The organism is Leifsonia lichenia (assembly GCF_054780215.1).
On sequence record NZ_BAAGWT010000002.1, the window covers coordinates 912,273 to 926,308 of the forward strand.

12 protein-coding genes are annotated in these 14,036 nt (G+C 70.2%); 6 read left to right on the forward strand and 6 right to left on the reverse strand.

Annotated features, from left to right (window positions below):
- The first annotated feature begins 101 nt into the window (after positions 1 to 101).
- On the forward strand, positions 102 to 1,529 hold the full coding sequence (locus tag ACYVGI_RS08900) for an MFS transporter (RefSeq protein WP_460632239.1): 1,428 nt from the start codon (positions 102 to 104) through the stop codon (positions 1,527 to 1,529).
- 67 nt (positions 1,530 to 1,596) lie between these two features.
- Here the strand turns inward: ACYVGI_RS08900 and ACYVGI_RS08905 are convergent, their stop codons facing one another.
- Genes ACYVGI_RS08905 through ACYVGI_RS08915 form a run of 3 tightly spaced genes read right to left on the reverse strand, consistent with a single transcriptional unit; the run spans position 1,597 to position 4,110 of the window.
- Positions 1,597 to 2,562 (reverse strand): DNA topoisomerase IB, encoded by a 966-nt coding sequence (locus tag ACYVGI_RS08905; RefSeq protein ID WP_460632240.1) that lies wholly within the window; start codon positions 2,560 to 2,562, stop codon positions 1,597 to 1,599.
- A complete protein-coding gene (gene ku / locus ACYVGI_RS08910; protein ID WP_460632241.1) occupies positions 2,559 to 3,461 on the reverse strand; it encodes a non-homologous end joining protein Ku in 903 nt (300 codons plus the stop codon). The genes ACYVGI_RS08905 and ku overlap by 4 nt, the downstream gene beginning before the upstream one ends.
- Positions 3,462 to 3,510: 49 nt before the next feature.
- The gene (locus ACYVGI_RS08915) at positions 3,511 to 4,110 is read right to left on the reverse strand and encodes a DUF1349 domain-containing protein (RefSeq protein WP_460632242.1); all 600 of its coding nucleotides are present in this window, start codon (positions 4,108 to 4,110) and stop codon (positions 3,511 to 3,513) included.
- Positions 4,111 to 4,145: 35 nt separating this feature from the next.
- Between ACYVGI_RS08915 and ACYVGI_RS08920 the strand changes: the two genes are divergently transcribed.
- Entirely contained in the window at positions 4,146 to 6,578 is a 2,433-nt protein-coding gene (locus tag ACYVGI_RS08920) for an ATP-dependent DNA ligase (RefSeq protein WP_460632243.1), read from the forward strand.
- A gap of 6 nt (positions 6,579 to 6,584) precedes the next feature.
- On the opposite strand, the gene ACYVGI_RS08925 is transcribed toward ACYVGI_RS08920, so the two are convergent.
- Complete coding sequence (locus ACYVGI_RS08925; protein ID WP_460632244.1) at positions 6,585 to 8,129, reverse strand: bifunctional phosphatase PAP2/diacylglycerol kinase family protein; 1,545 nt, start codon at positions 8,127 to 8,129, stop codon at positions 6,585 to 6,587.
- Positions 8,130 to 8,228: 99 nt separating this feature from the next.
- On the opposite strand from ACYVGI_RS08925, the gene ACYVGI_RS08930 reads away from it, so the two are divergent.
- The gene (locus tag ACYVGI_RS08930) at positions 8,229 to 8,657 is read left to right on the forward strand and encodes a hypothetical protein (RefSeq protein ID WP_460632245.1); all 429 of its coding nucleotides are present in this window, start codon (positions 8,229 to 8,231) and stop codon (positions 8,655 to 8,657) included.
- 113 nt (positions 8,658 to 8,770) lie between these two features.
- The gene (locus tag ACYVGI_RS08935) at positions 8,771 to 10,036 is read left to right on the forward strand and encodes an MFS transporter (protein ID WP_460632427.1); all 1,266 of its coding nucleotides are present in this window, start codon (positions 8,771 to 8,773) and stop codon (positions 10,034 to 10,036) included.
- A gap of 68 nt (positions 10,037 to 10,104) precedes the next feature.
- Here the strand turns inward: ACYVGI_RS08935 and ACYVGI_RS08940 are convergent, their stop codons facing one another.
- Positions 10,105 to 10,755: a putative glycolipid-binding domain-containing protein gene (locus tag ACYVGI_RS08940; protein ID WP_460632246.1), complete on the reverse strand. Its 651-nt coding sequence runs from the start codon at positions 10,753 to 10,755 to the stop codon at positions 10,105 to 10,107.
- A 50-nt stretch (positions 10,756 to 10,805) separates the two neighbouring features.
- Between ACYVGI_RS08940 and ACYVGI_RS08945 the strand changes: the two genes are divergently transcribed.
- The gene (locus ACYVGI_RS08945) at positions 10,806 to 11,270 is read left to right on the forward strand and encodes an anthrone oxygenase family protein (protein WP_460632247.1); all 465 of its coding nucleotides are present in this window, start codon (positions 10,806 to 10,808) and stop codon (positions 11,268 to 11,270) included.
- Here ACYVGI_RS08945 and ACYVGI_RS08950 read toward each other — a convergent pair.
- Positions 11,248 to 12,495 (reverse strand): citrate/2-methylcitrate synthase, encoded by a 1,248-nt coding sequence (locus tag ACYVGI_RS08950; RefSeq protein ID WP_460632248.1) that lies wholly within the window; start codon positions 12,493 to 12,495, stop codon positions 11,248 to 11,250. The genes ACYVGI_RS08945 and ACYVGI_RS08950 overlap by 23 nt on opposite strands.
- Positions 12,496 to 12,504: 9 nt before the next feature.
- Here ACYVGI_RS08950 and ACYVGI_RS08955 point away from each other — a divergent pair, with 9 nt between their 5' ends.
- Positions 12,505 to 13,944, forward strand: a complete 1,440-nt coding sequence (locus ACYVGI_RS08955; protein WP_460632249.1) for a citrate synthase — start codon at positions 12,505 to 12,507, stop codon at positions 13,942 to 13,944.
- Positions 13,945 to 14,036: the final 92 nt, after the last annotated feature.

A 14,036-nucleotide genomic window follows, 5' to 3' on the forward strand; every position in this document is an offset into this window, starting at 1 on the left:
GGGATCGGGGACGGCGACGTATGTTGCGCTCCGTGAGTGCGCATACATCGGATTCCCAGGCAACGTCGCTGAAGACGATCGAAACGACCATCCCCGCCCGGATGGACAGACTCCCCTGGTCGAAATTCCACTGGCTCGTGGTCATCGGCCTCGGCACCGTGTGGATCCTCGACGGGCTCGAAGTCACCATCGTCGGCGCGATCGGCAGCAGACTCACCGAGCCCTCCAGCGGCCTCGGGCTGTCCACCGCCGACGTCGGTCTCGCCGCCGCCATCTACGTCGCCGGGGCGTGCACAGGCTCACTCGTCTTCGGCTACCTCACCGACCGCTTCGGCCGCAAGAAGCTGTTCATCGTCACACTCGGCCTATATCTGGTGGCGACCGTGCTCACCGCGTTCTCGTTCGCCCCGTGGATGTTCTTCCTGTTCCGGTTCTTCACCGGCGCGGGCATCGGCGGGGAGTACGCGGCCATCAACTCGGCCATCGACGAGCTCATCCCGGCCAGGCGCCGCGGCCTCGTCGATCTGGCGATCAACGGGTCGTACTGGCTCGGCACGGCGTTCGGCGCCGTGCTCACGGTCTTCCTGCTGAACACCGACATCTTCGCCGCGGACATCGGCTGGCGCATCGCGTTCGGCCTGGGCGCCGTGCTCGGCCTCGTCATCCTGCTCGTGCGGCGCAACGTCCCGGAGTCGCCGCGGTGGATGTTCATCCACGGCAAAGACGAGGCGGCGGAGAAGCTCGTCGGCGAGATCGAGGAGGACGTCGAAAAGGACACAGGGAAGCCGCTCGACGCCGTCCCCGCCGACAAGGCGATCCGCATCAAGCAGCGCCGCTCGACGGGCTTCGGCGAGATCGCCCGCGTCGCGGTGACACGCTATCCGAAGCGCTTCGTGCTCGGCCTGTCCCTGTTCACCGGCCAGGCGTTCCTCTACAACGCCGTGTTCTTCACATACTCGCTGGTGCTGACCAAGCTCCTCGGCGTCCCGGACGATCTCGCTCCGTGGGCACTCGTCCCGATCGCGATCGGCAATTTCCTCGGCCCCGCGCTGCTCGGGCACCTGTTCGACTCGGTCGGCCGCCGCTTCATGATCACCCTCTCCTACGTCGGCAGCGGGGTGCTGCTGGTCGGCACGGCGGTGATGTTCGACGCGAAGATCCTGGATGCGTTCTGGCTCACCGCGTGCTGGATGATCGTGTTCTTCTTCGCCTCCGCCGGCGCGAGCAGCGCATACCTGACCGTCTCCGAGATCTTCCCGATGGAGACGCGTGCGATGGCGATCGCGTTCTTCTACGCGATCGGCACCGGCCTCGGCGGCATCATCGGCCCGATCCTGTTCGGAAACCTGATCGAAAGCGGCATCCACGCTGTCGCCATCGGCTACTACATCGGAGCGGGGCTGATGATCGCCGCCGGGCTCGTGGAACTGTTCCTGGGCGTGGATGCGGAGGGCAAGTCGCTGGAGGAGATCGCGGCCCCGCTGTCGAGCGAGGATGTGTCTTCGGAGGACGCACCGGCGGAGACGTGAGCAGCCGAAGTGAGCAGCCGAAGTGAGCAGCCGGAGTGAGCAGCCGGAGTGATTACCGCCGAAGCGACTACCCCAGCAGCTCCAGCAGCGCCGGCTCCGGCGCTCGCCCGCCGCGCAGGTCGATGACCTCGCCCTGCCGGTAGCGGTCGAAGATGCGCGGGTCGATGTAGCTGTTGCGGGCGATGGCCGGGGTGTTCCCGAGCGCGTCCGCTGCGGCCGCGACCGCTGCGGTGACCCGCTTGGTGCGCTCCCGCTCCGTTCCTCCCGTGCCCAAGTCGGCGAGCGCTGCGGCCGCGGTGATCGTGCCGTGCAGGGTGCGGAAGTCTTTCGCGGTGAACTCGCCGCGGGTCTGGCGGCGGATGTACTCGTTGAGCGACGCCGGCCGGATCGTGTGCCAGGTTCCGTCTTTCCAGGACAGCAGCCGGGAGCGCTGACCGCGCGCGGCGACGATCTCGGAGAGCAGGGCGGCCACATCCGGGTCGGTGACGGTGCTCGTCCATTTCTGGGCGCTCTTCGCCGGAAAGGTCAGGGTGACGTCGTCGCCGTCGATGGCGACGTGGCGGCAGAGCAGGGTGGTGAGCCCTCTGCTTCCGTTGGCGTGCAGGTATTCTTCGCTGCCGATCCTGAGGGACCCGAGGTCGATGATCCGTAGCGCCGCGGCCAGGATCCGGTCGCGCCCGAAGCCGTCCTCCCGCAGATCCATCGTGACGCGACGGCGTGCAGCGGGCAGCGTCTCCGCGAGCTGAGCCGCGCGCTCGAACTTGAGGCGGTCCTGATGAAGCCTCCACGACTCGTGGTAGAGGTACTGCTTGCGCCCCGCCTGGTCGATGCCGACCGCCTGGATGTGCCCCCGGGCGTCCGGGGAGATCCACACGTCCTGCCAGGCCGGCGGGATCACCAGCGACCGGATGCGCTCCAGCTCGCGCTCGTCGACGATCGGGTTGCCCGCCTCGTCCTGATAGCTCGGCGCCTTCTTCGTGCTGATCCTGCGGTAGCCGGGGCCGGACGGGTCGCTGCGGCGAAGCCGGGTCACGCTGGCTTCTTGGCGGCGGTCTTCTTCGCCTTCGCGCCCGACTTCTTCGCTGCCGGCTTCTCGTCGTCGTCCTTCTTCGCACCGCTCTTCGCCTCGCTCTTCGCGCCGGAGCCCCGGCTGCGCTCGACGCTGCGCTGCAGCGCCTCCATCAGGTCGATCACCTCGCCCCCGCCCTTCGCCTTCTCCTCCTGCTCGCCGAAGGTTTCCGCCGTGTCGATGGTGTCGCCCTGTTCGAGTTTCGCGTTGATGAGCTTGCGCAGCTCGTCCTGGTACTCGTCGCTGAACTTCTCCGGCTGGAAGTCGCCTGCGAAGCTCTCCATCAGCGCGGCGGAGAGATCGAGCTCGCGCTGTGTGATCCGCGGCGTGTCCGCCAGGGAGGGGAAGCTCGCCTCCCGCACCTCGTCGTTCCAGAGCAGGGTCTGCAGCACGAGCACGTCGCCGCGCACCCGCAGTGCGCCGAGCCTGGTCTTCTGCCGCAGCGCGAAGTTGACGATGGCCGTGCGGTCGGAGTCCTCCAGGGTACGGCGCAGCAGCGCGTACGCCTTCAGCGATTTCGAGTCGGGCTCCAGGTAGTAGCTCCGGTCGAACATCAGCGGGTCGAGCTGGTCGTTCGGCACGAACTCGACCACGTCGATCTCCCTGCTGCGCTCCGCGGGCAGCGAGGCCAGGTCTTCCGGGGTGAGCACGACCGTGCGCTCCCCGTCGTCGTACGCCTTCGCGATGTGCTCGTACGGGATGATCTTGCCGTCGATCTCGCACCGACGCTGGTACCGGATGCGCCCGCCATCGGCGTCGTGCACCTGGTGCAGTGCGACGTCGTGATCCTCCGTCGCGCTGTATACCTTCACCGGTACGTTGACCAGCCCGAAAGTGATCGCACCCGTCCATATGGCCCTCATGAGCCCATCGTGACCGTGGATGCGCGGATTTTCAACCAGTGATCGAGGTTTACTCGCCGTTTCGGACGTCGCTGGGGATGCTCGTGCTGTACGAGATCTCGTCGAATTCCGCGACGCAGGTGTCGCCGAGCGGCGCCTGGGCCATCAGGCCGACGTTCACCTGACCCGCCCAGTCAAGCCGGAAGACGCGCACGAAGTCCCAGGTGCGCCCGTCTGCGGAGGAGTGGAACGCCCATCCACTGCCCGACCGCATCACCCGGAGGAAGACGTGGTCGCCGGTGACGACGGTGGAGTTGCAGTCATCGGAGTACTCGTTCGTCACGACGGAGACCACCATGGCCTGCCCCTGCGGGGAGAACTCGAAGCAGAGCTTTGCCCAGTGATCCCTGTCGCCCCAGATCGCGAGGACGCCCGCGTCGAAGGTGCTGCGCTCCCCCGCCACACGCACGCGAGCGCTGAGGCTGAAATCCTCGGTGGGCACGAAGCCGATGGAGGTCGCCGCGTGCTGCTGCTCGCCGCCGAACGCGCTGTTGGTCCAGTCGGTCCCTGCCGCTGCGGTCACGACCACGCGGCCGCGTCGAGGCTGCTCCGCCGTGCCTGGTCCGTTGCTCCAGGAGAGGGGAGGAAGGTTTTCGATCACAATGGTCATCTGTTCAGGCTAGAGGTTCGGCGTACGATCTGGCCATGGCCTCCACGGACACCGAAGTCGTCGAGCTCGACGGTCACCGGCTGAAGCTGACGAACCTGGACAAGGTGCTGTACCCGGAAACCGGCACGACCAAGGCCGACGTGATCGGCTACTACAACGCCATCGCGGAGGTCATGCTCCCGCACATCCGGGATCGCATCGCCACGCGCAAGCGGTGGGTGCACGGCGTCGGCACGCCGGACGAGCCCGGCGAGGTGTTCTTCCAGAAGAACCTCGACTCCTCGTCGACGCCGAGCTGGGTGAAGCGGCGCACGATCACGCACAAGAGCCACAGCAACGACTATCCGCTGGTCAACGACAGGGCCACGCTCATCTGGCTGGCGCAGATCGCCTCGCTGGAGATCCATGTCCCGCAGTGGCGGGTGTCGCGGAACGGGACGCAGAAGAACCCGGACAGGCTGGTGCTCGATCTCGACCCAGGCGAGGGTGTCACGCTCGCCGACTGCGCCGAGGTCGCCGTGCTCGCCCGCGGCATCCTGACCGACATGGGGCTCGACCCGATGCCGGTGACCAGCGGGTCCAAGGGCATCCACCTGTATGCGGCGCTCGACGGAGGTCAGACCAGCGACCAGGTGTCCGCCGTCGCACACGAGCTCGCCCGCGTGCTCGAAGCCGACCACCCCGACCTCGTGGTGAGCGACATGAAGAAGGCGCTCCGTGCCGGCAAGGTGCTCGTCGACTGGAGCCAGAACAACGGCGCCAAGACGACGATCGCCCCGTACTCGCTGCGCGGCCGGTTCCGCCCGACGGTTGCGGCGCCGCGCACCTGGCGCGAGCTGGCGCGGAAAGACCTGGCGCAGCTCGAATACACCGAGGTGCTCGCCCGGGTGAAACGCAGGGGCGACCCGCTCGCCGACCTCTCGGCCGGGCACCTCGACGAGGACGTGCACGGCGCCGCGGAGGACAGGCTCACCGTCTACCGCAGCAAGCGCGACGCCGCGAAGACGCCGGAACCCGTGCCGGACAAGCTGGAGCACTCGACCAGCGGGCGCACGTTCGTGATCCAGGAACATCACGCCAGGCGGCTGCACTGGGACTTCCGGCTCGAACACGACGGCGTGCTGGTGAGCTGGGCGCTCCCCAAGGGGCCACCGACCGACCCAGGCCAGAACCATCTCGCCGTGCACGTCGAGGACCACCCGCTCGAGTACGGCGCGTTCGAGGGCGACATCCCGCACGGCGAGTACGGCGCAGGACACGTGACGATCTGGGATGCGGGTGACTACGACCTGGAGAAGTGGCGGGACGACGAGGTGATCGTCACCCTGCACGGCACGAAGGGCGGCGGGCTGGGCGGCGACAGGAGGTTCGCCCTCATCCACACGGGTGGGGAGGGCAAGGCGGAGCAGAACTGGCTGATCCACCTGATGAAGGACGACGGGGCGAGCGCGAAGGGGACGCCGAAGGCGACGGCCACGCAGAAGGCGACGGCCACGCAGAAGGCGAAGGAGCCCATCTCCCCCATGCTCGCCACGCTCGGCTCGGAGAAGGACGTGCACGACGAAGCCGAGTGGGCGTTCGAGATGAAGTGGGACGGCATCCGCGCCATCGCGGAGGTGCGCGGGGACGCGCTGCGGCTGAGCACCCGCAACGGCAACGACGTCACCGTCGCATACCCAGAGCTGGCGACTCTCACCTCGCTCGCCCACGGCCACGACCTCGTCCTCGACGGCGAGATCGTCGCGCTCGACCCGACGGGACGCCCCGACTTCGGCCTCCTGCAGACCAGGATGGGCCTCACCAGGCCAGGGGATGTGGATGCGGCGGTCACGCGCGCGCCCGTGCACTACCTGGTCTTCGACATTCTCGAACTCGATGGCCATGACCAGCGCAGGAACACCTACGACGAGCGCCGCGCGACCCTCGAGGACGTGCTCCGGCCGCCGAAGAAGGACCCCGTGCAGGTGCCGCCGGCGTTCGACGGCGACCTGCGCCACGCCGTCGACGCGAGCAGGGACCTGAACCTGGAGGGCGTCATGGCCAAGCAGCGCGACGGCACATACGCCACTGGGCGCCGCTCGCGCACCTGGATCAAGATCAAGCACCACCGGATGGAGGAGGTGGTGATCGCCGGATGGACGCCGGGCAACGGCCGCCGTGCCAACGGCGTCGGTGCACTGCTGCTCGGCATCCCGGACGGCGACGGGCTCCGCTACGTCGGCAAAGTGGGCACCGGGTTCACCGACGCGATGCTGGACGACCTCGCGAAGCGGCTCGCCGCGCATCCCAGGAAGACGAGCCCGCTGACCGACATCCCCTCCGCCGACGCGAGGGATGCGCACTGGGTGCGCCCCGAACTGGTCGGCGAGGTGGAGTTCGCCGAGTGGACGCCCACCAAGCGGCTGCGTCAGCCGTCGTGGCGCGGACTCCGGCTGGACAAGGCGGTGGCCGACGTCAACGTGGAGTGAGTCGGCTCACTCCCCGCGCTGCGCAGGCGAGTACACGCGCAGGCCGCCCGGCACCAGGGTGAGGTTCAGGCGCTTGGCGCCGTCGTCGTCCGTGCCGCCCGGGGTCTCCGTTGACGCCTCGCCGTCGTGGGCGTATCCGGGGTCGTCTTCGCGTGAGCGGATCGTGAGCCCCGTCCCGGTGAAGGCGTCGAGCACCGGCGGGCCCTGCAGGAACGGCAGGCGTGCGGCCAGCGCGTCCATGCGGCCGCCGAGCGCGAGCGCCACGGCCCCGCGCGTCTTGGGCTTGCCACCGGCGAAGAGCACGCGCACGTCGAGGACGCCGTCGTCGAGCCTCCTCCGTTCGATGGGCGCAGCGGTGACGGGGTAGTACCGGCCGACGCCGACGAAGACAGACCAGATCGTGCGGCGGCCGCCCTCGATCTCGACTCGCAGCGGGCTGCTGCTGCGCAGCACGCGGATGGCGGCGATCAGGGCGGCGACCGGCTTGCCCAGCCGCTTCTCGTGCTTCTCCCTCTCCTCCACGAACGACGGATAGATGCCGACGGAGACCGTGTTCAGGACCGTGATGGGGTCCCCCGTCGCGAAGCGCAGGTCGGCGACGTCGACCGCGCGCCCCTGGCCCCGCTGCAGAGCGTCGATGGCGACGTCAACGCTGTCGAGCATGGCGGCTTTGGCGAAGTGGTTGAACGTGCCGCCGGGGAAGACCAGCAGCGGGAGGTCGTGCTTCCGTGCGATGGTCGCCATCGCGCCGACAGAACCGTCGCCGCCATGGATGCCGATGACGCGGGGCGGATTCGGGGACGCGATGGCCACATCCACCAGTTGGGCGAAGTCGTCGCCGGCGGACAGCTCGTGCATGACGGCCTTCGGGAGGCGCTTGGCGATCAGGGGCCGCGGGTCCGGCCGGCCCAGCCCGCGGCCGGAGCCGGGGTTGACCACGATGAACGCTCCGTCCCCGTCGGCGAGCGCGGGAAGCTCGACGGTCTCCGCGGTCGGCGGCGCCTCGTTGAGCAGAGTGGACGGCTTCGGCACGGGGACGGCGGCCTTGAGAGCGATGGCCACGCCCGCTCCGATGGCGGCTCCCCCTGCCACATCCGAGAACCAGTGCGCCCCGGTGTGCAGCCGCGAGTACGCGACCCCGGCGGCCAACGGTGCGAGGGCGGCTCCGGATGCGGGCGACTCCAGCGCAGCGCCGGTCGCGAACGCGACGGCGCTAGCGGTGTGACCAGACGGGAACGACGGCGACGTGGGCGTGCGCTGCAGCCGCCTGCTGATCGGGATGGAGGTGAGCGCCGGCCGCTCGCCGCCGATGAGCCGCTTGCCGACCAGGTTCGCCACCAGGCTCGCGACGCCGAGCGACGCCAGCCCGCGTGCGGCAGCGCGTGGCTTGCCGAGCAGCATCAGCACGGCGGCGGCGGCGAACCACAGCTTGCCGTGGTTGGCCGCACTGGACACCAGGCGCCAGAATCGGTCGACTCCCTGCCCCGTCTTCCGCGCGTTCACGCGCCTGGCCACCTTCTCGTCGACCCGTCGCACCCGCACTCGCCACATGCCTTCACCATATCCTCGGCCGCCCGCATCCTCGACGGAGAGGTCGGCGACCTGTGCCGTTTTTCGGACTGGCGGGGGTGCGGCGCTAGGATCGTGGACGTGAGCACACACGTTGAAGAACCCCGCACCGCCGACGTCGACGACGAGCACGGCAGCCTCGTCCGCAGCCTGAGCGCCGTCCTGCCCGGCCCGCTCGGCAAGCTCCTCGCGACCATCGTCGTGCTGGTCTCCGCGGTCTTCTTCGTGATCAGCCTCGTCTTCACCTGGAGCGGCGACCCGCACGCGTTCCTCCCGCTCTTCCAGGTCTTCGTGGCCGGCACCGTGGTGTCGCTCAACGCGCTCTACGCGAGCAAGACGTTCAGCTACGTCATCACGCTCATCGGTGCCGTGCTCTGGCTCTGGGTGTCCGTCACCCCGTTCGAACCGTTCTGGCAGACGCTGCTGCAGGGCGTGACGGTCACGATCATGGCCGCGGGCGTCGTCTTCTCCACCGCAGCCGTCGCACTGAGCAAGAAGCCCCGGTTCTGACCGGCGAGCCGACCGGCTCCCGCACCGAACCGAACAGCGCCGGCGGGCGCGAACCACAGGAGCCCGACGATACGACGCTCGCGCGTCGCCGTCACTTCGTCGATCTCTCCCCGCTGAAGGAGTCCCCCGCGTTCGCCCGGCTCTGGCTGGGCGGCTCGATCGCGGGCATCGGCGGTCAGATGACCGTCGTCGCCGTCGGCCTGCACATCTACGACCTCACCCACTCGACCCTCGCGGTCTCGGCCGTCGCGCTGTTCGCGCTGCTGCCGATGGTGGTGTTCGGCCTCTACGGCGGCGTGCTGGCGGATGCGTTCGACCGCCGTCTGGTCGCTCTGGTCACCGCCATCGTCGCGTGGGTGTCGACCGCCGGCATCGCCACGTTCGCCTGGCTGGACATCCAGGTGGTGTGGCCGCTCTACATCCTCACCACCATCAACGCCGTCGCCACCATCGTCATCGGCGGCACCAGGCAGGCCATCACGCCCCGGCTCCTGCCCGCACGCCTGCTGCCCGCGGCGAGTGCGCTCGGCGGCATCGGGTTCGGTGTGCAGGTGACCATCGGCCCTGCCCTGGCCGGACTGCTGGTCGCGAGCGTCGGCATCAGTTGGACGTACACGGTCGACGTGCTGCTCTTCACCGCGGCGTTCCTCGGCATCTTCACGCTCCCCAGGATCGTCCCGGAGGGCGAGCGGCAGCGGGCGGGCTTCGCCGGGGTGCTCGACGGGCTGCGCTTCCTCAAGACGGCGCCGAACCTGTCCATGACGTTCGTGCTCGACCTGATCGCGATGACCTTCGGGCAGCCGCGCGCGCTGTTCCCCGCGGTCGGCGCACTGCTGATCGGCGGAGGACCGGTGACGGTCGGCATCCTCACGGCCGCCGGAGCGGTCGGGACGCTGCTGTCGAGTGTGTTCTCCGGACGGCTCGGGCACGTCCGCTGGCAGGGCCGCGCGGTCGGGAGGGCGATCGTGGTCTACGGCGCGTGCATCCTGGGCTTCGGCATCGTGCTGGCGGTGATCGCGTTCTCCGGCCTCGGCAGCAGCGGACAGAACTTCGCCGACGCGAACCTGCCTGCCCTCATCGTCGCCGCTCTGCTGCTGGCCGGCTCCGGCGCCGCCGACAACATCAGCTCGATCTTCCGCATGACCATCCTGCAGGCCTCTGCCCCGGATGCGATGCGCGGCCGGCTGCAGGGCGTCTTCACCGTCGTCGTCACCGGCGGCCCTCGCCTCGGCGACCTGTACATCGGGTTGCTCGCGCTCACCGGCGCCCTGTGGTTCCCTCCGCTGCTCGGCGGCCTCATCATCATGGTCCTGGTCGCCACCGTCGTGCGCGTCCAGGGCGCGTTCCGAAAGTACGACGCCCTGGCCCCCACGCCGTAGCGATCGACCCCAGGATTTATCACCTCAAGCACGCGTTTTGAGGTGAAGAACCCTGGGCTCGATTGCCGCTAGGGGCGGGTGCGGATGCGACGGGCGAGCTGCGGGTAGTCGATGACCACACCGTCCTGGTCCACGGTGAGGTCGGCGGTGAAGTCCCGGAGCGCGCTGCTGTAGCGGACGACCGCGTGCCCGGCCCCCGGGGCGAACGGGCGCGAGTTGTAGACCTGCTCGCTGCGGATGACCGCGAGCGACGGCAGCGACACCCACGCCATCACGAAGGCCGTCTCCTGCACGGCGCGCCGGTGGGCGCCGAGCCGCAGGATGGGCATGGTGTTCGTGACAGGGCAGAGCGCGAGGTCGCAATCGTCCGCGCCGTCGAGGGCGCCGGAGCGTGCATCCGCCTCGGAGATGCCGGGGTCGGGAAGGTCCTCGTCGTGGTAGCGGCGGGTGCCTTCCTGGGTGACTTCGCTCGTCCAGCGGCCACGCGCATCCCGTGCCAGGGCCAGACGGCGTGTGAACCCGCGGCCGGACACGGCGACGTCCAGTCTGCTCGTCACCCAGCCCGGCCCGGTCTCCAGCGACCAGCTCGTGACGTAATCGGCCGTGCGCGAGGTGCCGAGCGCATCCAGCCGGTCGGCCGCGAGGGTGATCGTGGCCGCCTCCAGCCGCTCGGGATCGTCGTCGCCGACCCACTCCACCTGCCTGACCGCTCCGCGCATCCCGACCACCTCCCCTCCAGGATGACCCTTCCGCGCGCTACCCTCAAGGCATGACGGACCCCTTCCTCGCGATCGTCGTCGGCATCGCCGCCCTCACCACCGCGGCGGCCGGCGGCGTCTACCTCGGCTTCTCCACCATGGTGATGCCCGCTCTGCGCGGCGCCGACCCCGACGATGCCGCCGGCACGATGAACCGCATCAACGTGTTCGCGGTGCGCTCGGTGTTCATGGTGGTGTTCCTCGGCTCGGCTCTCGCGTCTGGGGTCGCCGTGTTCGCGGCGTTCCCCGGCCTGCCGTCGACCGAGGCGGTGCTCGCCATCGTCGGCGGCGTGCTGGGGGTCGTGGCTTTCCTGGTGACGGCGTCCGTCAACGTGCCGCTGAACAACCGGCTGGCTGCCAGCAGGGACGGAGCGGGCTACGCGGCGTTCGAGCGGCGCTGGAGCCACGCGAACACCGCACGCGGCACCCTGTCGCTGCTCGGCGCCGTGTCGTTCATCGGCGCTCTGGTGGCGTGACGGCAGCGCGATCGGTCGCGGCAGTGCGCTCGGTCGCAGCCGCGCGCTCGGTCGGGGCCGCGCGCTCCGGCAGCGGCTCCGGTGCCGGGGGCCCGACGTAGCGCGACGACGGCCGCACGATCTTGCCGTCCGCCGCCTGTTCCAGGATGTGGGCGGTCCAGCCGACCACACGCGCCGCGGCGAACGTCGGCGTGAACATCGACCGCGGGATGCCGCACGCCTCCATCACGATCGCTGCGTAGAACTCGACATTCGTGTGCAGCTCCCTGCCCGGCTTCAGCTCGGCGAGCAGCTCCTGCACCCGGCGCTCGACCTGCACGGCGAACTCCACCCGCGCCCCGCCGAACCCCTCAGCGATGCCGCGCAGCATCCTGGAGCGCGGGTCCTCCGTGCGGTACACGGCGTGGCCGAAGCCCATGATGCGGCCGCCGCCCTGCACTGTGCCTGTCACCCACTCGTCGATGCGGTCGGGCGTCGCGATCTCGTCGAGCGTGTCCAGTGCCCTGCTCGGGGCGCCGCCGTGCAACGGCCCGGAGAGCGATCCGAGCGCGCCCGTGACCGCGGCGGCGAGGTCGGCGCCGGTGGATGCGATCACCCTGGCGGTGAACGTCGACGCGTTGAAGCCGTGGTCGATCGCCGCGGTCATGTACGCGCTCACCGCGTGCTCGCTGCGTGCATCCGGAGCCTCGCCCGTCACCAGGTAGAGGTAGTTGGCGACGTGGCCGAGGTCGTCGCGGCTGCGCAGCAGGACACGACCGGTGGAGAGCACGTGCAGGCTGGCGAGGAGCATGGGGGTGACGGCGCTGATCCGGACGGCGTCGGCGATCCTCGCGTCCACGTCCTCGTCGTAGAGCGGGCGGATGCGGTCGCAGGCGGCCACGGCGGCGAGCGCCATGCGCACCCCGGCCAGAGCATCCGGTGCGTCTGCGGTCAGACGGGCGATGACAGGGAGCAGCGCGGTGACCTCGTCCGGGATGGTGCGCGCCCGCGCGACGCGCTCCCGGAAGGCGGCCAGCTCGGCCGTGCCTGGCAGCGTGCCGAACAGCAGCAGGTGCCAGGCCTCCTCGAAGCTCCGCTCGCTCGCCAGCTCGACAGCCGAGTACTGGCGGTAGTGATAGAAGCCCTCGTGACCGCGCACGTCGCCGAGCGCCGTCTCCGCTGCGACCACGTTGGCGAGGCCGCGGGGCACGTCGATGAGGGTGTCGTCCATCCGGTGGTTCTGCATAGTATGAGCATGAGCATGGATCATCCGTGCGTCAACGTTGATCTCGTCAATGTGGAGGTGGCTGTGAAGCGAGCTGTGCCCGCTGCGGCGGACGACCGATCACTCCCCCGCCTCACCGCCGAGCAGACGGCGGAGCGCCTCGGGGTCAAGCTCGAGACCCTGTACGCGTATGTGGCCCGCGGACGGCTGGACCGCATCCGCACCCCCGACGGTTCGACGTTCGACCCGCTGGAGGTGGAGCGATTCGCGAGCGACCGGCGCAGGCGACCGGTCTCTGGCACGCACGGACACTCGGACGGGCGCCCGCTGATGGTGGTCGAGACCTCGTTCGCGCTGATCGAGGACGGCGAGCTGTTCTACCGCGGACGCAACACCGCCTCGCTGATCGCCGAACCGTTCGAGACCGTGGCCCGCTGGGCGCTGACCGGCGACTGGGATGCGGCCGCGGCCTTCTCCGCCGGACCGGGGCTCGACGCCGCGCGACAGGTGGGCGATGCGCTGCCGGCCGCCGCGACGACGCGCGACCGGCAGCAAGTGGCCGTGACCGCGCTGGCGGCGGCGGACCCGCTCCGCTACTCGCTCGACCGGGCGGCGGTGGTGGGAGCGGCGGAAGGGCTGGTGGCGGGGATGGTGGATGCGCTGCCGCGGCGGTGTGCTGACCCGCTGAAGACGCCCGCACCGCTGGCGGCTCGGCTGTGGGCCGCACTGACCGGCGCTGAGCCCACCGCCCTCCCCGCCCTCTCCGCCCTCCCCGCGCTCCCCGCCCTCCCCGTGCTCCCCGTGCTCAACGCAGCGCTCGTGCTCCTGCTCGACCACGACCTCGCCGTGTCGACGCTCGCGGCGCGCGCGGCCGCATCCGCCCGCGCCAACCCGTACGCGGTGGTCACGGCCGGACTCGGCGCCCTCGACTCGCCCCTGCACGGCAACGCCAGCAGGGCAGCCCACCGGATGCTCGCCCGCGTCGTCGCCGGTGAAGCGGCCGAACGCGTGGTGGCCGACACGGTGGTGGCCGGACGCGGGCCCGTGCCGGGGTTCGGCCACGGACTCTACCCGGACGGCGACCCACGGGCCCGGGCACTGCTCGGGATGCTCGGGGAGTCGGCCGCTGCCTCCGCGACCAGCTCGGGCGGCGCGGCCGCCGCATCCGCCGCCGCCACCGCATCCGCCGCCGCCACCGCATCCACTGCCGACGCATCCGCCGCCACCGCATCCACTGCCGCCGCATCCGCCGCTGCGGCCGACGTCGCCGCCATCGTCCGCCGCCGCACCGGCCTGCATCCCAACATCGACCTGGCCCTCGGCGCTCTCTCGCTCGCGGCGGGCATGGCCGACGACGCAGGCGAGGTGATCTTCGCCACGGCGCGCAGCGTCGGCTGGATCGTCCACGCCCTCGACGAGTACGAGCAACCGCCGCTGCGCCTGCGCCCCGTCGGCCGCTACGTCGGCTGAGCCGCCTCACGACGCGCCGACGTCCAATCGAGTGGTCCCGAATTGCCGTGCGGGCCGACGCACCCACGGCAATTCGGGACCACTCGGTTGGA

Coding starts and splice junctions, on each gene's coding strand:
- ACYVGI_RS08900 (WP_460632239.1), top strand. CDS start 102: ATGGACAGACTCCCCTGGTCGAAATTCCACTGGCTCGTGGTCATCGGC.
- ku (WP_460632241.1), bottom strand. CDS start 3,461: ATGAGGGCCATATGGACGGGTGCGATCACTTTCGGGCTGGTCAACGTA.
- ACYVGI_RS08915 (WP_460632242.1), bottom strand. CDS start 4,110: ATGACCATTGTGATCGAAAACCTTCCTCCCCTCTCCTGGAGCAACGGA.
- ACYVGI_RS08920 (WP_460632243.1), top strand. CDS start 4,146: ATGGCCTCCACGGACACCGAAGTCGTCGAGCTCGACGGTCACCGGCTG.
- ACYVGI_RS08925 (WP_460632244.1), bottom strand. CDS start 8,129: ATGTGGCGAGTGCGGGTGCGACGGGTCGACGAGAAGGTGGCCAGGCGC.
- ACYVGI_RS08940 (WP_460632246.1), bottom strand. CDS start 10,755: ATGCGCGGAGCGGTCAGGCAGGTGGAGTGGGTCGGCGACGACGATCCC.
- ACYVGI_RS08945 (WP_460632247.1), top strand. CDS start 10,806: ATGACGGACCCCTTCCTCGCGATCGTCGTCGGCATCGCCGCCCTCACC.
- ACYVGI_RS08950 (WP_460632248.1), bottom strand. CDS start 12,495: ATGCAGAACCACCGGATGGACGACACCCTCATCGACGTGCCCCGCGGC.
- ACYVGI_RS08955 (WP_460632249.1), top strand. CDS start 12,505: ATGAGCATGGATCATCCGTGCGTCAACGTTGATCTCGTCAATGTGGAG.